This window comes from Bacillus stratosphericus (assembly GCF_020524495.1).
In the GTDB taxonomy this organism is placed as follows: Bacteria; Bacillota; Bacilli; order Bacillales; family Bacillaceae; genus Bacillus; species Bacillus stratosphericus_B.
In genome coordinates, this window is the sequence record NZ_JAIVLB010000047.1 from 1 (window position 1) to 19,073 (window position 19,073).

Below are 19,073 nucleotides of genomic sequence, written 5' to 3' on the forward strand. Positions count from 1 at the left end.
AGCTCTCACGGTCAATGAGGTATCGTTTTACCGCTTTGATTTTATCTTCAATTGTAAATTTAGCCAAAGAAAAGCACCTCCAAATGTTAGACTGTGTCTAATATTTGGGGTGCACTTCATTGTGACAAGACTCTCTTTTAGATTCGTTATTTTCTTATTTGGCCTTGACCGCAAATCACAAATTTTTCAGAGGTTAAGGCTGGCAGACCCATAGGCCCTCTTGCGTGCAGTTTTTGTGTACTAATGCCTATTTCGGCTCCATAGCCAAATTCAAACCCATCTGTAAATCGAGTCGACGCATTATGATAAACAGCGGCAGCGTCGACGGCTGTTAAGAAAAATGCCGCATGCTGATCATTTTCCGTAATGATTGCTTCAGAGTGCTTGGAGCTATATGTTTGAATATGTTGAATGGCTTTTTCTATGTTCTGAACTATTTTGATACTGACAATTGGTGCTAAAAATTCCGTTTCAAAGTCATCTGTTGTCGCTAAAGTTGCGCTAGGAGCAAGCTGGCATACAGCTTCATCTCCTCGTATCTCTACACCACTTGACTGAAGTGCTTCAAATAACGAAGCACCATGTGTTTTTGCCCATGTTTCATGAATGACAATGCTCTCAATGGCATTACAAACAGATGGTCTTTGGGTTTTGGCATTTAGGACAATTTGCTCAGTCATGTCTTTCTTGGCCGTTTCATCAATGTAGATATGACAATTCCCTGCACCTGTCTCAAGCACTGGAACGGTGGACTCTCTGACAACGAGATCGATTAAATTTTTCCCTCCACGCGGAATGAGGACATCCAGGTAATCGTTTAAGGTGAACAGCGTTTTAGCCGTTTCTCTACCTGTATATTCAATCAACTGCACACTGTCTACTGGAATATTCGTTTCATGAAGCGCTTCATGAATCACCTTCACAATTGCTTTATTACTATGGATAGCCGATGAGCTTCCTCTTAGAATGACAGCATTTCCAGTTTTCAAACAAAGTGTAGCAGCATCCACTGTCACGTTCGGTCTTGCTTCATAAATCATCCCAACCGTCCCGAGAGGCACACGTATCTTTTCAATCAAAAGACCGTTTTCTTTTTGAATGGTTTCTAACGTTTCACCAATTGGGTCTTTTAGCTGAATCAGTTGAAGCGTAGCGTCTGCGATCGCTTCAATCCTCTCTTCTGTCAATGTAATCCGGTCTAAGACAGATGGAGTGAACTGCTTTTCTACGGCCGAGTGGACATCCTTTTGGTTCTCCTCAATTAAAAAAGCTGAAGATGCTTTTAGTGCTTTTGCAATTGCGTGTAATGCTTCATTCTTTTGTTCAGTCGTTTTTAATAGCAGCTGATCTTTGGCTACGCTTGCCTTTTTCGCTTTTTCAAGAACTTCATTCATCGTATCCCCTCCTCAGTTTTGTACATGCTGTACCCAATCATCTCGGTGAATGACCTCAGGCTTCTCATTAGAAAGCTCATCACTTCTCATCCCTTTAATGCCCAAAAGCTCATCTGATGCGTACAATGTTTGTCCTTTACCAAGTATTCCATTTGGACCAACGACTTCGACAACCTCTCCTTTCAAAAAATGACCAGAGACATCCATGACACCAGCAGGAAGAAGGCTTCTTCCGTTATGCGAAATCGCCGCTTCTGCTCCCGCATCAATGATGATCTTACCAGAGACAGGTGAGTGAAATTGAATCCATTGCCGACGGTTGTTGACCGCTGATAAGTCTTGTGCACCAATATAAGTTCCGTCACCTTGACCAGCGAGAATGTGAAGTAACTTGTCTTCTCCTGTACCTGTGCCAATGAAGACTTTGACGCCAAGTGAAAGTGCGGTTTGTGCAGCAGAAAGCTTTGATTTCATCCCGCCTGTCCCCACCTTCGAGCCAGTGCTTTTCGCATATGAGAACAATTCATCTGAAATGTGTGTCAGCAAGTCAAATCGTTTCGCCTCAGGATGCTCATGTGGGTTTGCATCATAAATCCCATTGATATCCGTTAAAATGATCAATTGATCTGCATGGATTAATCCACTAACAAGAGCTGATAGCATGTCATTATCACCAAAGGTGAGTTCTTCAATCGACACTGAATCATTTTCATTAATGATCGGTAACATTTTCCTTTCTAGCAGTTCCATCATCGTTGCATATGCATTTCGATATCTTGTACGATCTGAAAAGTCATTACGTGTTAAAAGCATTTGTGCAGGCGTCATATGAAACTGTGAAAATAGTTCTGTATATTTCTGCATTAACAAGCTCTGACCAACGGCAGCAGCAGCCTGTTTTCCTTTTAAAGTCACAGGCCTTGATGGATATCCTAAGCTGCCAAATCCAGCCGCAACAGCTCCTGACGAAATTAAAATGATTTCATGTCCTGCCTCTTTGAGCTTTGCAATGGCTCTCACATGATCCCACATTTTTTGTTCATCAATGGCTCCTTTTTGTTCTGTTAATGAACTGCTGCCAATTTTTATGACGATCCTTTGCTTTTTCATCATTGATTCCCTCCGCTTTACCTCTCACCACAAAAAAATCCCTTTTCTTCCTTATGTAAAGGACGAAAAGGGATTTTCCGTGGTACCACCTTCATTGAATAAGCATATATGGCTTATTCCACTCAACTCCTATAACGCCAGGCATGCGCTTAGATTTTGCCTCTAAGGCTCAAAGGGTAGGTTCAGCAGCTGTCTGCGACAAATGTTTCAGCACTTCATTTGCTCTCTTTACACAGCAGTTCCTGCTTACTATTCCTTTTCAACGCTCATTCATTTTTTTATATTATCACCAATGGCTTCAGAAAAGTCAAGAGATCAATTAAACACGATCGTTTTATTCTCATGAACAATAATTCGATCTTCTAAATGCCATTTAACGGCACGTGCAAGCACACTTCGCTCAATCGTACGGCCAATATTCTTTAAAGCCTCTGCATCATCTCGGTGGTCTACTCGTTCAATATCCTGTTCAATGATCGGCCCTTCATCTAAATCATTTGTTACGTAGTGAGAGGTAGCGCCGATTAATTTGACCCCTCTTTCATATGCCCGCTTGTATGGGTTCGCACCGATAAACGCTGGGAGGAAGGAATGATGAATATTAATGATTTTATTCGGATGCTGTTCTATAAATCCAGGTGTTAAAATTTGCATGTATCTAGCAAGCACAATCGCATCAATATCATACTCATCTAATAATGCGAGCTGCTTTTTTTCTGCTTCTTTGCGAATGTCTTTGTTCGCCTTCACAAAATGGAATGGGATTCCCAGTGCTTCTACTGTATCTTTTGCCGTTTCATGGTTGCTGATGACAACCGCGATTTCCGCCATGACATTACCGCTTTGCCATTCCCATAGAAGCTCATGTAAACAATGAAGTTCTTTTGACACGAAGATCGCCAACTTTTTAAGTTCACTTGCACGTGACATGCTCCATGTCATTTGAAATGATTCAGCAATCGGCTCAAAACTGTTTTTCAACTGATCAATGTTGGCCGAGATGTCTTTCCAGTCAAATTCGATTCTTAAAAAGAAACGCCCACTTTCATGATCTGTTGTGTATTGACTGGATTCAATGATGTTTGCTCCGTGCTCAAATAAAAAGGTAGAAACAGCTGAAACAATTCCAGGCTGATCCGGGCAGCTAACAAGTAATCTTCCTTTTTGCTGATGCTTTTGTCTGTGTAATTCAAGTTTCTCTGTAATCAATGTTCTCATGTATGATAACCTCTTTTACGTTTTCATCTAATGAAATATTATACTGGACTGGAATGAGAAAAAGCAATTGAGAGTCACGTTTTTATTGAATTTCAACTCTGCATCCAACATGTGTTAATGTGAATAGACCTTATATCAAAAAAGGAGTGATGGAGATGAAACGCATGACTTTGTTTGGAATGAACTTTTGGCTTGGATCGTATGCCTGATCACGGGCATTTATCTGTTTATAACTGGAGAAAGGCTCATTCCTTTGCTCACGTTTGGTGTATTTCTGCTTGTGAGTCAGCTTACCGCAAAAATGAAAACGATTCCAATCATCATTCGATGTAACAAAAGGCTGGCACCTATCTGCCAGCCTTTTCTTATTCAATGATTTTCAACCCCACTGCCGCAGATAAAATCAGTGCGATGAAGAAGATACGTTTTGCATCTTTCGACTCACCGTAAAACAGCATACCGACCACGGCACCTCCAGCAGCTCCGATTCCAGTCCAAATGGCGTACGCCGTTCCCATCGGAATCGTATTCATCGCAAGAGACAGCATCAGAAAGGAAAGTGAAAATCCAGCCACAATGAATATAATCCATTTGACATGTCGGTCTTTCTGGAATTGATTCATGATCGTCACACAAAGCATTTCTAAGATGCCCGCTCCACTGAGTAAAAGCCAGCTCATGATTCAGCCTCTCCCTTCTTTTCACCTGTTGTGAGCTTCAGTCCTAATACACCGCACAAAAGCATCACAATCAGAAGCAGTTTGACAAGTTGCACCGGCTCACCAAGCACCATGCCTAAAAGGACGGTACCTGCTGTTCCAAGCCCGGTAAAAACGGCATAAAGTGTGCCAACTGGAAGTACACTTGTTGCTTTCATGAGTAAATAAAAACTTACAATAATACAAACGACGGTTGCGCCCCATTCTATGAGAGAGTGAGCATATTTCAGCCCCATCACCCAACCGACTTCAAAAATGGCCGCAATGAAGACATTTCCCCATTTCATCTGAATTTCTCCTTTCTGAACGATTCCAACCAACAAAAAAGCCCGGAAATCGATCGTTTGATCAAATCTCCCGGGCTTTTATCCCTCCGTGTCCATATGGTCTATCTTTTAGACCATATGTGTTTTCTCTCGGTCCAGACTGCATCAACGCACGGAACCCTAGAAAACCAATTCATGATAAGTAGACCTGCTATAGAGCTTATTCTGTATGGAAATTGTATCACACCTCGGTCTGCCGGTCTGCCGCTTTACCTTCCCTTTCAAATATACTTGTTCATTTTTCAAAAGAAAGTGATTTGAACCGCAGTATACTAAATGGTAGCAAGAGATCAAGATGAAACTGCGCAGCCTGAAACCATTACCTGATGCATTCCTATCAAAAACCGCGACTGAGGTACTCTGTTTTGAGCACTGTTCGAGTCTGTTGATTCAACTTTTCATCCCCCTCTTACTCGTTGCGAAAGATATCGCCGAACAATCCATTTGAATCTGGGGCGAAGTAATGGAAGCCTGCACCGGTTAGTCCTGCTGCTAGTGCCGTCCACATCATTAAACTGACCGTCATCCACACGGCCACTTTTTTTCTTTTTCTACTGAAGCTCATACACATGAAGGCCGCTAAATGGCTGCCGATGATAAAAGGACCGACGAGCGCAAGACCTGGAAGACCATATCGTTCCCAAATCCTTCTGGCTCTTAGCTGTTTTTTCTCCCCTTTTTCATCACTTGTTTTTTCTTTTCTCTTCATTCTCCATTCTTTGAACCGGTCAACAAACACAATAAGAAGCAAGACTGTAAAAAAGTTGCCAATGAACCCAATGATTGCTGCTGTAACAGGATGCAGTCCACTTAGGATCGCCAGTGGAACGACACCGATCACTTCAAAAAATGGCAAAGCTGCCAGTACAAAAACGAGTACATACCCCCATAAGATATCCAAATCCAAAACCCCTTTTCATTTTTGGCCTCTTCCCATTGTAAAGAAAAACATGATCCCATTTCTACATTTTTTAGAAAAAAGAAAAGCACATCGTATAGGATGTCCTCTGTTTACATGGTATTTTCATTTTTCTTGTTTGTCCGGCGTAAGACAAATAGCGTGAGCAATATTAAGATGACAATTGATAGTAGACTTAGTAGGAAAAGCACACTTGGGGACGTCCAGCCAATCCATTCGAATATGAGCTGTGGTCCGAAAAAAATAATCGGAATCAGCGATACAACATTCGCCTTTAAGATCGCATTAAATACGACAATACAAATCAATAAGAGAAGGATGACTTCCCATCTTTGGCTTGAGGTAAGCACAATGAATGGCGTGCCGAGCTTTTGGTCCAATAGCTTGACTGTGATCATAGCGGTCAGCTGAAAGATTCCTAAGATCCAAAAATAGTAAAAAGCCCTACTGCTTGTCTGAAAGGCAGACGCTCTAAACATCACAACTGTCACGATGACATTAGCCACTAAAATCAGTGGGTAACCAATCAGTGCATACCAAGAATACGATAAACTTTGACTGATCGCATCTGATAAAATCATGTAAAAAAAAGACCCAATTAAAAAGACACTGACAAATGGAACCCAGTCTTTATGATTTCTTGAAAGCTCTTTTGCCAGTTCATCAGCAAGTGCTCGCGGATCTCCGCCAAACACATCCTCACCTGTTTTGCCATCTTTTTCAGCTGCCACCGCGTGTGTCGTCAATTCATCCATGAGCTCGTCAATTTCGTTTTCATTTTTCCCCTTTGATATGAGATAGAGTCTCAGCTCTAGTAAGATGTGTTTTGTTTCTTTTGATACCATATTCTCACTTCCCTTTTTGTAATAGGCGTTCTACATTTTCTGATAGCTCATTCCACGTTCAATAAAATCTATTAGCACTTGTTCTCCCCTTTGAGTGAACGTATAGTATTTCCTTTTCGGCCCACTTGCCGGCTTTCGTTACCGGATCACTAGCTGTTCTTATTGTTGGTGTCGTGTCACAAAAAAATCACCGCTTGAAGGGTGATTTTTACGCCCAAGGTTTATGCGTCCAAAGTGCGTCCGCCAATGCTTTACTATGCTTCCGGCGACTTTTTCTTTCCTCTGACCGCTGCTTCGCTGTTTGATGCAGCATGATTTCTTCCTCTGTTTCCGGCATGACTTGCGGGACTCGTTTTGGCTTTCCGTTTTCATCTAACGAGACAAATGTAAGAAATGAGGTCGCTGCGAGTCTGCGCTCTCCAGACATCAAGTTTTCTTTAATGACTTTGACGAACACTTCCATAGAAGACGTGCCGACCCATGTGACATAGGACTCTAAGCAAACCGACTCCTTTTGTCCAATCGGCTCTAAAAAATCAACTGAATCCATCGATGCCGTGACGGTTTCACTTCGGCTGTGTCTTGCTGCCGAGATGGATGCAATATCATCTATATAACTCATTAATTTCCCGCCAAATAAGGTTTGGTGGTTATTCGTATCTAGAGGAAATACCCTGCTTGTTTTAACAACTTTCGATTCTTTGCAATACTTGAAATTTTCTTCACTCATCATGATAGCTCCTTCTTGCTGTTTTCGTTGATGCGGAACGACTTTTATTAAACACTATTCTTTTAGGTTTGTCTAAACTTTTTGCTTTACTCTTACATGAGAGATTTTCTTTCGGGAATGTTTCAACAGTTACTAGAAGGAGGAATTATATAACTATCGATAAACAAGGATTCTATGAAATCAGAGAAAGTGTACAAAACGCCGTACCGTATGAGTGAATATGATGATTTACCAGAGGTTTTCTTGTGCAGTCCTATTTATATGGAAATAAAACAGATCATCAATGAAACCCAAAAGCATTTTGCTAGAGAAAATATTTCTCAAAGCAGTTGCCCAGCATAAGCAATTGATTCAAACGCTAAAAGACCATCATGTACGGCCTATCCTGCTCCCTGCAAATGACCGCTCCCGGGTACACAGTCATTGAAGTGGATTTTTCAGAAATCATTAAATCTGGTGGCTTTTTTGTGGCTTGTCCTATATCATGTGTTCGACATTATTTCGTATCGTATAAATGACAGGCGACTTCATGTCCTTCTTCCGCTACTTGTAATGTTGGTTTTCTTTCCGCACACACGTCCATGGCCGCAGGACATCTTGTCCGAAATACACAGCCGCTTGGCGGGTTCACTGGACTTGGAATTTCTCCTTTTAAAATGAATCTTTTACGCTTGTCTTCTACATCTGGATCTGGAATGGGGATAGCGGATAGCAATGCTTGTGTATAAGGATGAAGCGGCGTCTTATTTAAAACATCACTGCTGGTCATTTCTACGAGATGACCTAAATACATCACACCGATTCGATCGCTAATATATTTGATCATTGACAAATCATGCGCAATGAATAGAAACGTCAACCCTTGCTCTTCTTGCAACTTTTTCAGCAAATTAACGACTTGCGCTTGAACTGATACATCAAGTGCAGAAATCGGCTCATCTGCCACAACAAACTTTGGCGCTAAGGCAAGTGCTCTTGCAATGCCTATTCTCTGCCTCTGTCCTCCACTAAATTCGTGGGGATAGCGGGTGGCGAAGTCATAGCTAAGCCCTACCGCTTCAAGCAGTTCCTTCACGCGGGTGATCCTTTTCTTTTGACTGCCATAGAGGTCATGGATTTCCATCGGCTCCAGCATAATATCTTTTACAGATAGCCTCGGATTTAAGGATGAATACGGGTCTTGAAACACCATTTGAATTTGTCTATTGAAATCAAATGATTCTCTTTTAGACAGATGGTGAAGACTTTTCCCTTCATACAAGGCTTCACCATCTGTCGGATCATAAAGACGCATGAGCACTTTCCCAAGTGTGGATTTGCCGCAGCCAGACTCACCAACGAGCCCAAAGGTTTCTCCTTGCTTCAGCTGAAAAGAGACGCCGTCTAATGCTTTTAAGGTTCTTCCTTTGGATAGATGAAAATATTTTTTTAGGTTGTTGACTTGTAAAAGTGGTTCAATTCCCATCACATCTCCCCCTCTCGCTTGGCAAATACCGCCTTGCACCTGCCCATTCTCTTTCATATGAAGTGCCAGAAAGGGATAGAAGCTCAATTTGTCTGCCGGTTTTCGGCGAATGGAGCATCAAGCCGTCCCCAGCATAAATCCCTACATGGCGCACAGCTCCCTTTCCATTTTCATTTGCAAAAAACATCAGATCACCAGGTTCTAAATGACTTGTGGAGACCGGGGTTCCTTGAACCGCTTGATCACTTGCATCTCTTGGCAAAAGATATCCGCACGCTTTGTACATGCTGTAAGCAAAGCCTGAGCAGTCGTAGCCAAAGCTGCTCATGCCCCCCCATAAATACGAAAGTCCAATAAATTGTTTTCCCATGTCTAAGACATCCCTGCCGCTCCTAGAGGAAGGCGATGAAACCAGGCGCACATCCTCTTTTTTGATTTCTCTTCTTCCTACCGGGGTAAGAACATGAAAATGATCACGGGTTTCTTCGACAGGTGCCAGCTCTGTTAAAAAACTAACCTCCATATCCATTTTCCCTTTTTGATATAGCACGGCTTTTTTCTGACAAACGATATAGGTTCTAGCTGATGCCTTTCCCTCTGTTACTTGCTTTAACTGCTCTACATGGATATAGCCTGGATAGCCTTGTGGATGTTTCCTGCTTACCTGCTGTGGTATCACCACTTTCATCCACCCGTCTGTCTCCTCTAACACAATGACTCGTTCACCGAGTAGCACTTGCGATTGAATCAAATTTTCTTTACATAAAGCCAATTTCTCTTCATACGTTTGCTGTTCAATCCACTCTTTGATCGGGACGGAATTGCGAAGAATCTTTCGATCGATTTCTCTCGGCGACTGCGGCGCTGTCCATACATTTGCGACTGGAACCTTTGATTCATATATGATCATAAGACTCCTTTCACTCCTTGAATGCCTAACCCATGATGTGGCGGAAAAAAAATATCTTTTCCTTGATACACAATTCCTCCCTCTATTAAATCCTCTTTTAGCATGAGCGGGGCATCAAAGTCGAAGCGAGTGATATTCGGCTGGCTTGCGGCCAGATGAGCGGCTGCTGTAATGCCGAGTTTTGTCTCAATCATACTGCCAATCATGCACTTTACTCCGTATGCTTCTGCTAATCCATTGATTTTCAGTGCTTCCTTTATACCGCCTGATTTCATTAATTTTATGTTGATCAGATCACAGCTTCTCGTTTCAAGCACCTTGATGGCATCATGGAACCGGAAAATGCTTTCATCTGCCATGATCAATGTGTCTGTTGCTTCCGTCACCCTGCGCAGGCCTTCAATGTCTTCTTTATGCACCGGCTGTTCGACTAACTCAATATTCAGTGCCTCCATTTTTCGAATGGCCACGATCGCTTCCTTCCACGTCCAGCCCTGGTTGGCGTCAAGCCTGATTTGTATATCCGGCCCGACCTTTTCTCGAATCCGTTTAATGCGCTGAATATCGGTGTCTATGTCATCTTTCCCCACTTTTACCTTTAAGGTGTGAAAACCTTCAGCTACGTATTGCATCGCATCTTCTGCCATCTCTAGCGGCCGATTCACACTGACGGTATAATCCGTTTCAAGCTGATCGCGATAACCGCCAAGGTATTGATAAAGCGGAAGCCCTGACTGCTTCGCTAAGCCATCATAAATCGCCATATCAATCGCAGCCTTTGCGCTTGTGTTTCCAACAAGCACACGGTCCATTGCTAAAAAGATTTGTTCATACCCTGCCAAGGAAGACCCGAGCAAGATTGGCTTTATCACCTCACAGATGGCATAGTCTATGCTTTCGAGTGTTTCACCTGTAATCACCGATGTTGGCACTGCTTCTCCATAGCTTGTTTCCCCTTGGTCATATGTGATGATCACAACGAGAGATGCTGCGTCATATACCGTTCTTAAAGCCGTTTTGAACGGCTTTTTTAGCGGTACACTCGTTCTGCATGTATGAACATCCACGATTTTCATTTGATCGCCTCTTTCGCCGCAACTCCTGGAGAAATGTGCAGCTTTTTTCCTGTAGCATCTAATACAGCCTGCGTTCCTATTGGGATGGCGAAATTTGGAGTTGAATGGCCGATCCGAAAGCCACCAAGTGCAGGCTTCTGTTGAGGCACAATATAAGTCTCCCATAGCTGCTCCAGAGTCAGGGATTGCTCTTTCTTTTTCGGCTCACATTGATGAAAATCCCCAATAATGAATCCAGCCGCATCATCCAGTTTCCCAGCGGATTTAAGATGCTGCATCATTCGATCAATTTTATATGGTTCCTCGTCAATATCTTCAATGAACAAGAGCTTCCCCTTCGTATCGATCTCAAACGGTGTACCTAGTGTTGTCACGATGAGGGCAAGGTTCCCTCCTGTGATCTCGCCTGATGCTGTGCCGTGATAGAAGGTATGAAGAGGTGACAGATGGTGCGCATACGTAAAGGCCTTTGGTGTCAAAAGCTGCAAAAAGGTATCCTTCGTATACGGATGGACGTCATCATGCCCCACATCAGACGATAGCATTGGGCCATGAAAGGTGACTAGGCCCGTCTGCTGCTGGATGGCCGTATGTAAAAACGTAATATCACTATAGCCCCAAAAGATTTTTGGGTTCCGGCGAATCAAGTCATAATCAATGGCTTCTGCAATTCTTCCAGTCCCGTATCCCCCGCAAGCACAAATAACGGCCTTCACTTCTGGATTTTGGAACATGTGATGAATATCTTCCACTCGTTCATGATCATGTCCTGCTAAATAACCATATCGACAGTCGATATACTTTCCTTTTTTCACCTTCAGCCCAAGACTTTCTAAAAAGGCAATGCCTTTTGCTAATTTCAGCTCATCAGGCGGGCTTGCTGGTGCAATAATCCCCACCGTATCCCCTGTTCGAAGTGCGGCTGGCCGCTGGTTCATGCCATATCCCCTCTTTCTCTTTGTTTCTTTCAATCTATGGGCATCTTCCCCATAACATGAGCAATAAAGGAACAGACGTTTTTTTCAAAGCGTTCTTTTATCTCATTTACTCTCCATTTACTTGCGCCCATTTCAAATCGATATAACCAACCGGGTGTCGAACAATGCCCTTCACATCTTCTTTTTGTAAATGTACTTGGTTATAAAAATGAATCGGAATAATCGGTGCTTCTTCAATGAGGAGTGCCTCCGCATCATGCAGAATGCTATTTCTCTTTTGTTCATCTGCTTCTTGTCTCGCCTTTTTTATCATCTGATCATATGTTGCATTTGACCAACCTGTCCGGTTCATGGCATTACCTGTTTGAAAACTCTCTAGAAAATTGATTGGATCTGCATAGTCTGCTAAAAAAGAACTTTGTGAGAATTGGAATTTGAGTGCCTTTTGATCTTCTGCAAACACATTCGCTTCCATGTTGGCAAGCTTGACATCTATTCCTAGGGCGTCTTTTAATTGCTGCTGAATGGCTTCAGCTTTTTTCTTGTTCTCAGGCTTTGTACTATATGTTAATGTGACGGGCGGCAACTTGGAATAATTCTCTTCTTTTAGCCCTTTTTCTAGCAGCTTGCCCGCTTCACTCGCATCATTTTTAACAAGGTCGCCCCCAGCTTCTCTAAAATCTTTCCCATTTGAATCTAGAATACCTGGGGAGACGAAGGCGCGAGCTGGTTTCTCTTTATTTTTTGTTACATAATCCACGATATCTTGCGGGTTGATGGCCATTTGAAAGGCTTGGCGAATGTTCTTATTTTGAAAGGGTTTCATGTTGACATTCAGACGATAAAAGAACAGTCCAGCCTGATCCTCAATTTGAACATCTTTCCTTTTTAGAAGGTCTTCACTTTGTTCTGCTGGTACAAAGGCAGTATCTAAATCTCCTGATTGATACATTTGATAATCCGTGTTTCGATCACTGATCATCAGCCATTTCACTTGATCCAGCTTGACCGTTTTTTTGTCCCAATACATCTCACTTTTTTCCATTGTGAAGCTCTCATCATGTTTCCACTCTGTAAGCTTAAACGGTCCATTGCCGACAAAGGTTTTGGCATCCTTTGCCCAATTCGGATCTTTCTCGACCACCTTCTCATTCACCGGGAAAAAGGCAGGATTTGCGGTCATATTTATGAAAGATTTCTGCGGGTACGCAAGTGTGGCCTCAAGCGTTTTGTCATTTACAGCACTGACCTTTACATCTTCTTTCTTTCCTTTTCCGCTGTTAAATGCCTCGCCTCCTTCAATCATGTAAGCTAAGAACGCCGCAGAAGAGCCGGTTTTCGGATCTAACAGCCGCTTCCACGCATATTCAAAGTCACTCGCTTTGACCGGATCGCCATTCGACCACTGAATGCCATCTCTTAAATGAAAAGTGTACGTTTTCCCGTCTTCTGAAATCTCCCATTTTTCCGCCATTGCAGCAGATGGTTCGTGCTTTTCATTGAGTCTCGTTAATCCTTCCATTAAATTATTGATTCCTTGCCAGGATACATTATTAAAACCAATTGGCGGATCAAACGATGTCGGTTCATTTTCATTATTTAATGTTAAAACTTTTTCTTCCCCCTGATTGCTTGACGATCCTTTATTTGCTTGCTCATTGGCTGTACATCCAATGAGCAGCATAATAGATAACAAACATACATTGAAGATCCAACCTTTTTTTCTCATGAGAAACTCCCCCTTTGTGTTGAAGATAAAATCGTATGCTTCGCTCGCTCATCCTGGAGCCAGCAATGCACTGTATGTGAAGGCGAACGCCGCGTTTCGTGCGGCATGATATGATCACACACTTTCATCGCTGCTGGGCACCGCTCAGTATATGGACAGCCTTTCGGTGGAGCAAATAAATCAGGCGGGCTTCCTTCAATTGGAATGAGTTCATCTTTCATATCCAGTCTTGGAACAGATTCCAGTAGTCCTTTTGTGTATGGATGCTGCGGACTGTAAAAAATTTCTCGTCTTGTACCAACCTCAATCATATTCCCACCGTACATCACAGCCACTCGATCTGCGACTTGAGCTACGACCCCTAAATCGTGTGTGATTAAAATAATGGTGACACCTGTTTTCCTCTGAATCTCTTTAAATAGTTCTAAAATTTGCGCCTGTATGGTGACATCTAGTGCGGTTGTCGGTTCATCTGCAATCAGTACCTTAGGCTTGCAAATTATCGCCATTGCAATCATGAGCCGCTGCCTCATTCCACCACTGAACTGATGTGGATATTGCTTTAATCTCTCCATAGGCTGCGGAATGCCAACCAAATCAAGCATACGAATAGCGGCTTCTTTGACTTCTTTTTTGGTCAGCTTCTGATGTTCCTTTGCTGCCTCCATCAACTGGTCACCAATTGTCAGGGTAGGATTCAGTGCGGTCATTGGATCTTGGAAGATCATCGAGATATCGACACCACGGATGGTGCGCATTTCTTTTTCAGATAATGAAAGCAAGTTTCGGTCACGAAACCAAATTTCTCCCTGATCCACATGAGCGCTATATGCCGGTAAAAGTCTCATGATACTTTGTGACGTCACACTTTTTCCGCAACCTGATTCTCCAACAATGGCAAGGGTTTCTTTTTCATACACATCCATATTCACCCCGCGTACCGCTTGAACCGAGCCGCCATATGTCTGAAAGCTGACATGCAGATCGATAATCTGAAGAATTTTTTTCACAGCGCCATCACCTCTTCATCTTTGGATCAAGCGCATCTTGCAAGCCATCACCTAAATTGTTAAAACAAAACATCGTGAGTGAAATAAAAAATGCTGGGAAAAATAAACGCCACCAATGTCCATTGTCTGATAGCACAGTTGGCAGAGCATCATTGGCCATCACGCCCCAGCTTGCAAACGGCGCTTGAATACCTAAACCGAGAAAGCTTAAAAACGCTTCTGCAAATATCGCTGTCGGCACAGTCAGAGTCATTTGCACGATAATCGGTCCCATCGTATTCGGCAGTAAGTTTCGGCGGATGATTCGAAGGCTTTTTGCACCAAAGGTTTTAGAGGCCAGAACATATTCCTGGTTTTTCAGCTGAAGAACCTGACCTCTAACGATTCTGGCCATTCCAATCCACCCTGTCACTGTGAGGGCTACAATAATGGTGACAAGCCCAGGCCCCATGAGCACCATCAATAAAATCACCACGAGTAAATAAGGAAGGCCATAGAGCACCTCGACGATTCGCATCATGACATGGTCATATTTCCCTCCCTTATAGCCGGCAATACCTCCATAAATAACACCGATGGCAAAATCCATGAGTGCTGCCATCACGCCGACAAATAACGAAATGCGTGCTCCGTACCATGTACGCGTGAACACATCTCGTCCAAGCTCATCCGTTCCAAACCAGTGAGCAGCAGACGGCGGCAGATTTTGCATCGAAAGAAGCTGCTCTGTCACACTATTTGGCGCAAGCAGTGGACCCAAGACCGCCATAATGAAAAGAAATATCAACACCGATAGACTAAACATGGCAAGTTTATTTTTCTTTAACCGTCTCCATGTGTCTGCCCAATACGATAGAGAAGGTCTTTTAATGGTATGGGCTTTCGGTTTCTTTTCCTCTCTAGGAAAAAACCATTCATCCGGCACTTCATGGGTTCGATTCGTTTGATCCTGCTGAAGGTGTATACTCATGCCTTCCCTCCTTTCTGATGTAACTGAATCCTTGGATCAAGCAGATGATACGCCACATCTACAATGAAAAGAAGTGTGATTAAGATGATGCTATAAAAAACAGTGGTACCCATGATTACTGGATAATCACGATTGTTAATACTTTCGACAAAGTATTTCCCCATTCCAGGGATGGCAAATATTTTTTCAATGACAAAACTTCCTGTTAAAATACTTGCGACAAGTGTCCCAAGAATGGTGACAACGGGTAAAAGCGCATTTCGAAGCGCATGTTTAAACACAATTTTAAAAGGTGACAGTCCTTTTGCTTTTGCAGTGCGAATATAGTCCTGCGTCAGCACTTCAATCATGCTCGATCTTGTTAACCGAGCGATAATCGCCATTGGACCGACAGCTAGTGCAATTGTAGGAAGGACCATATGCATCGGACTTGTCCACATCGCTGTAGGGAAGAGTTTCAAATTCACAGCAAGCTGCTGAATCAATAAGGTAGCAAAGATAAAGTTTGGAATGGATATACCGAAAACAGCAATGGTCATGGCCATATAATCAATGAAGCCATTATGCCGGAGGGCAGCCATAACCCCTAGCAGGATGCCAGAGATGACAGCAATCAAAATTGAGATAAAACCAAGTTCTAATGAGACCGGGAAGCCTCTCGCCAATAGATCATTGACACTTTCAGAAGGCTTTTTAATGGAAGGACCAAAATCAAAGGTAACGATGGATTTTAAATAGATAACATATTGAACATAAAGTGGTTCATCTAAGTGATAGTAGCTTTCGAGGTTTCGTTGGACGGTTTCGTTTGTATTCCGTTCTTCATTGAAGGGCGATCCTGGGATCACCTTCATCAAAATAAACGTTAAAGTCGTAATGGTTAAGATCGTGGCAATCATCGCAATAAAACGCCTGAGTAAAAAGCTGGCCATCTTCTGTCTCCCCCTCGCTTAACAAAATGTTGTACGTGCGGCAAGCTCTGTCATGACAAGCATGGCTTGGTAGGCTTCTAATATATGATTCGCTTGATACGTCACCGTTGTTGTCCCTTCTACGATGGCAGTACCCGGCATTAAATTTGCCCATTCGGCTTGTCCATAATTGGCAAACTCGATCTTGAGTAGTGGCTGATCAGGAGGTGTCAGCGGCGTCATTTGATGAATCTGTTTCATGGCAGCTTCCGCTTGCTGCGAGATTTGTTTGTTTACTTTTGCTGGTGTTAAGCATTTCACAGCAGATCTTGATATGGTTTCTTTCACTGCAACTGTTTTGACGCCTGGCATCAGCTTTTCTGCTTCAAGTGCTGCCTGATTGTCTCCGCATACAAGAATCACCGGGACACCATAATATCCTGCGACATACGCATTCAAGCCCATTTCTCCAATTGGATGATCATTTATGTAAAAATGTCTGACACCAAAGATCATACTGTGGGACATCACACCTTTCATCGATGCCCTCGCATGGTAACCTAAAAAAACAGCTGCATCATAGGTTTGATCTAATCCTTGAACCATTGAATAAGGTTTTACATCACCTGAAATCAGGGCTACCTCTTGATGTAATTCTTCAATCAAGAGATTATTCATTTTAGAATGACTGTCATTGACCAAAATATCCGTTGCACCATGCCCAAAAAGAGCCTCTACACAGGCATTCACTTCACCGGTCATGATTTTCCTGCCACGCTCATAATTGTGCTTTCGGGCATCGACAAATGTATGATCAGCTAGACCAGTAATTCCCTCCATATCGACAGATAGATAGAGCTTCATCCCCATCCCCCTTTAATTAAACTTAAAATTCGTGTATATTTTTCTAAATTTTCTAAAAAATTATATGAGAACTTGATTGATTTTTCAATACAATGTCTAAAAATAAGGAAATTAGACTCACCTACTACAGGTCAAAAGAATAGAAGGTAAGGGTTTTTTTAACATATAAAACACTGCTTCGTCGATCTGTGATTTCAGGTGCATATTTCTTCATGGTTTGCGTAAATAAGTCATCAAACATACGGGGGCCTGCTTTTGAATGACCGCAGCGCCTTCTCCTGTAATCCCACCTTTTGTCGCCACCCACCCTATCGACGGTTTCAGCGAATGTAAGGCTGCGCTCGACAAGCACCTGTCTCCACAATTTTTTTTAGTCTCCTCTATTATCCTTAAATTCACTACTTTTAACAATATCCCACAATGTTTTCATTTTTATCCCACACTTTTTTCTTACGATAAAGTCAGCTTCAACAACATACGCAAACATCTGATAAACATACATGTAAAAATTCATGAGAGAGAGTGATTGAAATGACTAACCACAAAGATGAAAAGTATGAATTGCAGATCATTGACCAACCTCAAAAAAAGAAGAAAGGTCGATTAGGCTTGTTTAAGCCCTTTGCAGGTGGAATTGTTGGCGGAGCATTAGCATTTGGAGTCTATATCGTAACCCCATATGCTCAGCACTCAGTGGACAATACAGCAAATGAATCGTCAACAAAAACAGAAGCTGTACAAACAACGAGTTCGCCCAGCAGCATTTCCAATATGGTTGAAAATGTATCACCTGCCATTGTTGGCATTACAAACTATCAAACACAAAATCAAACAACAACAGACTTTGAAGATTTCAATACGCCTTTTGATGAATCCAAGCAAAATCAAAACAAAAGCAGTCAAGGGGAAGCAACCGGTACAGGCTCTGGGGTTATTTTTAAGAAATCCGGAAGCAAAGCCTATATATTAACAAACAACCATGTGATTGAAGGGGCAAACAAACTGACAGTCTCCTTGCATGATGGCAAAACCGTTGAGGGGAAACTGGTCGGTGCTGACCCGCTCACTGACCTAGCTGTTGTGGAAATTAATAGCAGACATGTAACAAAGGTTGCTGAGCTTGGAGATTCCTCCTCACTTCGAGCTGGAGAAACAGTTATCGCAATCGGAAACCCACTTGGTGAAGATTTATCAAGAACGGTGACGCAAGGAATTGTCAGTGGTGTCGATCGAACGGTCTCTATGAATACATCAGCTGGTGAAAGCAGTATTAATGTCATTCAAACAGATGCAGCTATTAACCCGGGCAATAGTGGTGGACCACTTCTCACTACAGATGGAAAGGTTGTGGGAATTACAAGTATGAAAATTTCTGAAACAGGCGTTGAAGGAATTGGTTTTGCGCTTCCCATCAATGATGTCAAACCAATAGGACAGCAGCTACTTACAAATGGAAAAATAGAACGCCCATATATCGGCATTAGTATGCTAGACCTGGAACAGGTCCCGGATGTTTATCAGAAAGAAACACTCGGGCTCAAAAGCAGTCAGGTGGATAAAGGGGTCTACGTAAAAGAAGTCGCTGCAGGCTCACCTGCCGCAAAAGCAGGCTTAAAGTCAGAGGATGTCATTACCGCCATAAATGGCAAACAAGTCAAAACCGGCAGTGAATTACGATACGGGCTTTATACGAATGCAAAAGTAGGAGACACAGTGAAAATCACACTTGTTCGAAACGGAAAAGAAGAAACAAAACAAGTCACATTAACCCAATCTGAATCAAAGCAAGTGACCTCCTAATATAAAAAAGTAGCTCACCTCAGGGACTGACCCCATAATATGAGACAAATAAAAAACACCTTCAAGTTTGAAAACGGACCGTTGTGATCCGAAATAAAACATGGAGGTGTTTTTTCTATGGGGACAAGAGTGAGTTATC

The 19,073-nt window shown here is 42.6% G+C and carries 20 protein-coding genes, 1 riboswitch and 1 other annotated feature; of the genes, 1 reads left to right on the top strand and 19 read right to left on the bottom strand.

All coding sequences use genetic code 11. The annotated features are described in order from the left end of the window. Positions 1-146 precede the first annotated feature (146 nt). The 19 genes from LC033_RS14660 to LC033_RS14750 all read right to left on the bottom strand — a co-directional run bounded on the left by LC033_RS14660 (position 147) and on the right by LC033_RS14750 (position 17,482). On the bottom strand, positions 147-1,394 hold the full coding sequence (locus LC033_RS14660; RefSeq protein ID WP_226569649.1) for a glutamate-5-semialdehyde dehydrogenase: 1,248 nt from the start codon (positions 1,392-1,394) through the stop codon (positions 147-149). A gap of 12 nt (positions 1,395-1,406) precedes the next feature. Then, complete coding sequence (gene proB / locus LC033_RS14665) at positions 1,407-2,504, bottom strand: glutamate 5-kinase (RefSeq protein WP_226569651.1); 1,098 nt, start codon at positions 2,502-2,504, stop codon at positions 1,407-1,409. A gap of 55 nt (positions 2,505-2,559) precedes the next feature. Continuing rightward, positions 2,560-2,776, bottom strand: a binding site (T-box leader). Positions 2,777-2,819: 43 nt separating this feature from the next. Next, positions 2,820-3,722, bottom strand: coding sequence for a formyltetrahydrofolate deformylase (purU, locus tag LC033_RS14670; protein WP_226569653.1), 903 nt, complete (start codon positions 3,720-3,722; stop codon positions 2,820-2,822). A 130-nt stretch (positions 3,723-3,852) separates the two neighbouring features. After that, positions 3,853-4,095 (bottom strand): hypothetical protein, encoded by a 243-nt coding sequence (locus tag LC033_RS14675; RefSeq protein WP_226569655.1) that lies wholly within the window; start codon positions 4,093-4,095, stop codon positions 3,853-3,855. Then, positions 4,088-4,402: a DMT family transporter gene (locus tag LC033_RS14680; RefSeq protein ID WP_226569658.1), complete on the bottom strand. Its 315-nt coding sequence runs from the start codon at positions 4,400-4,402 to the stop codon at positions 4,088-4,090. Before LC033_RS14680 ends, LC033_RS14675 begins: the two co-directional genes overlap by 8 nt. After that, positions 4,399-4,728, bottom strand: coding sequence for a DMT family transporter (locus tag LC033_RS14685; RefSeq protein ID WP_117730043.1), 330 nt, complete (start codon positions 4,726-4,728; stop codon positions 4,399-4,401). The genes LC033_RS14680 and LC033_RS14685 overlap by 4 nt, the downstream gene beginning before the upstream one ends. A gap of 65 nt (positions 4,729-4,793) precedes the next feature. Continuing rightward, a riboswitch (guanidine-I (ykkC/yxkD leader) is annotated at positions 4,794-4,902 on the bottom strand. Between the two features lie 274 nt (positions 4,903-5,176). After that, positions 5,177-5,668, bottom strand: a complete 492-nt coding sequence (locus LC033_RS14690) for a small multi-drug export protein (protein WP_226569660.1) — start codon at positions 5,666-5,668, stop codon at positions 5,177-5,179. 110 nt (positions 5,669-5,778) lie between these two features. Further along, on the bottom strand, positions 5,779-6,531 hold the full coding sequence (locus LC033_RS14695) for an HAAS domain-containing protein (protein ID WP_226569663.1): 753 nt from the start codon (positions 6,529-6,531) through the stop codon (positions 5,779-5,781). 208 nt (positions 6,532-6,739) lie between these two features. Next, positions 6,740-7,261: an acyl-CoA thioesterase gene (locus tag LC033_RS14700; protein WP_226569665.1), complete on the bottom strand. Its 522-nt coding sequence runs from the start codon at positions 7,259-7,261 to the stop codon at positions 6,740-6,742. A 496-nt stretch (positions 7,262-7,757) separates the two neighbouring features. Next, entirely contained in the window at positions 7,758-8,726 is a 969-nt protein-coding gene (locus LC033_RS14705) for an ABC transporter ATP-binding protein (protein ID WP_226569667.1), read from the bottom strand. Beyond that, entirely contained in the window at positions 8,716-9,633 is a 918-nt protein-coding gene (locus LC033_RS14710; RefSeq protein ID WP_226569698.1) for a C40 family peptidase, read from the bottom strand. Before LC033_RS14710 ends, LC033_RS14705 begins: the two co-directional genes overlap by 11 nt. Then, positions 9,633-10,712 (bottom strand): dipeptide epimerase, encoded by a 1,080-nt coding sequence (locus tag LC033_RS14715; RefSeq protein WP_226569671.1) that lies wholly within the window; start codon positions 10,710-10,712, stop codon positions 9,633-9,635. The genes LC033_RS14710 and LC033_RS14715 overlap by 1 nt, the downstream gene beginning before the upstream one ends. Beyond that, positions 10,709-11,650: a S66 peptidase family protein gene (locus tag LC033_RS14720; protein ID WP_226569674.1), complete on the bottom strand. Its 942-nt coding sequence runs from the start codon at positions 11,648-11,650 to the stop codon at positions 10,709-10,711. The genes LC033_RS14715 and LC033_RS14720 overlap by 4 nt, the downstream gene beginning before the upstream one ends. A 106-nt stretch (positions 11,651-11,756) precedes the next feature. Further along, positions 11,757-13,379 carry a peptide ABC transporter substrate-binding protein gene (locus LC033_RS14725; protein WP_226569677.1) on the bottom strand — a complete coding sequence of 541 codons (1,623 nt, stop codon included), beginning with the start codon at positions 13,377-13,379 and terminating at the stop codon, positions 11,757-11,759. After that, the gene (locus tag LC033_RS14730; protein ID WP_226569681.1) at positions 13,376-14,389 is read right to left on the bottom strand and encodes an ABC transporter ATP-binding protein; all 1,014 of its coding nucleotides are present in this window, start codon (positions 14,387-14,389) and stop codon (positions 13,376-13,378) included. The genes LC033_RS14725 and LC033_RS14730 overlap by 4 nt, the downstream gene beginning before the upstream one ends. A gap of 7 nt (positions 14,390-14,396) precedes the next feature. Beyond that, complete coding sequence (locus LC033_RS14735) at positions 14,397-15,359, bottom strand: ABC transporter permease (protein WP_226569684.1); 963 nt, start codon at positions 15,357-15,359, stop codon at positions 14,397-14,399. Then, positions 15,356-16,291 (bottom strand): ABC transporter permease, encoded by a 936-nt coding sequence (locus LC033_RS14740; protein ID WP_226569688.1) that lies wholly within the window; start codon positions 16,289-16,291, stop codon positions 15,356-15,358. The genes LC033_RS14735 and LC033_RS14740 overlap by 4 nt, the downstream gene beginning before the upstream one ends. An 18-nt stretch (positions 16,292-16,309) precedes the next feature. Beyond that, positions 16,310-17,134 (bottom strand): D-aminopeptidase DppA, encoded by an 825-nt coding sequence (gene dppA, locus LC033_RS14745; RefSeq protein ID WP_226569691.1) that lies wholly within the window; start codon positions 17,132-17,134, stop codon positions 16,310-16,312. Positions 17,135-17,344: 210 nt separating this feature from the next. After that, on the bottom strand, positions 17,345-17,482 hold the full coding sequence (locus tag LC033_RS14750) for a hypothetical protein (RefSeq protein ID WP_226569694.1): 138 nt from the start codon (positions 17,480-17,482) through the stop codon (positions 17,345-17,347). Between the two features lie 183 nt (positions 17,483-17,665). Between LC033_RS14750 and LC033_RS14755 the strand changes: the two genes are divergently transcribed. Further along, positions 17,666-18,934: a S1C family serine protease gene (locus tag LC033_RS14755; RefSeq protein WP_226569696.1), complete on the top strand. Its 1,269-nt coding sequence runs from the start codon at positions 17,666-17,668 to the stop codon at positions 18,932-18,934. Positions 18,935-19,073: the final 139 nt, after the last annotated feature.

What these genes read in the sequence shown, in the direction of transcription:
- LC033_RS14660 (WP_226569649.1), bottom strand. Translation starts at nt 1,394, where the DNA reads ATGAATGAAGTTCTTGAAAAAGCGAAAAAGGCAAGCGTAGCCAAAGAT.
- proB (WP_226569651.1), bottom strand. Translation starts at nt 2,504, where the DNA reads ATGAAAAAGCAAAGGATCGTCATAAAAATTGGCAGCAGTTCATTAACA.
- purU (WP_226569653.1), bottom strand. Translation starts at nt 3,722, where the DNA reads ATGAGAACATTGATTACAGAGAAACTTGAATTACACAGACAAAAGCAT.
- LC033_RS14680 (WP_226569658.1), bottom strand. Translation starts at nt 4,402, where the DNA reads ATGAGCTGGCTTTTACTCAGTGGAGCGGGCATCTTAGAAATGCTTTGT.
- LC033_RS14685 (WP_117730043.1), bottom strand. Translation starts at nt 4,728, where the DNA reads ATGAAATGGGGAAATGTCTTCATTGCGGCCATTTTTGAAGTCGGTTGG.
- LC033_RS14695 (WP_226569663.1), bottom strand. Translation starts at nt 6,531, where the DNA reads ATGGTATCAAAAGAAACAAAACACATCTTACTAGAGCTGAGACTCTAT.
- LC033_RS14700 (WP_226569665.1), bottom strand. Translation starts at nt 7,261, where the DNA reads ATGAGTGAAGAAAATTTCAAGTATTGCAAAGAATCGAAAGTTGTTAAA.
- LC033_RS14705 (WP_226569667.1), bottom strand. Translation starts at nt 8,726, where the DNA reads ATGGGAATTGAACCACTTTTACAAGTCAACAACCTAAAAAAATATTTT.
- LC033_RS14715 (WP_226569671.1), bottom strand. Translation starts at nt 10,712, where the DNA reads ATGAAAATCGTGGATGTTCATACATGCAGAACGAGTGTACCGCTAAAA.
- LC033_RS14720 (WP_226569674.1), bottom strand. Translation starts at nt 11,650, where the DNA reads ATGAACCAGCGGCCAGCCGCACTTCGAACAGGGGATACGGTGGGGATT.
- LC033_RS14725 (WP_226569677.1), bottom strand. Translation starts at nt 13,379, where the DNA reads ATGAGAAAAAAAGGTTGGATCTTCAATGTATGTTTGTTATCTATTATG.
- LC033_RS14735 (WP_226569684.1), bottom strand. Translation starts at nt 15,359, where the DNA reads ATGAGTATACACCTTCAGCAGGATCAAACGAATCGAACCCATGAAGTG.
- LC033_RS14740 (WP_226569688.1), bottom strand. Translation starts at nt 16,291, where the DNA reads ATGGCCAGCTTTTTACTCAGGCGTTTTATTGCGATGATTGCCACGATC.
- dppA (WP_226569691.1), bottom strand. Translation starts at nt 17,134, where the DNA reads ATGAAGCTCTATCTATCTGTCGATATGGAGGGAATTACTGGTCTAGCT.
- LC033_RS14755 (WP_226569696.1), top strand. Translation starts at nt 17,666, where the DNA reads ATGACTAACCACAAAGATGAAAAGTATGAATTGCAGATCATTGACCAA.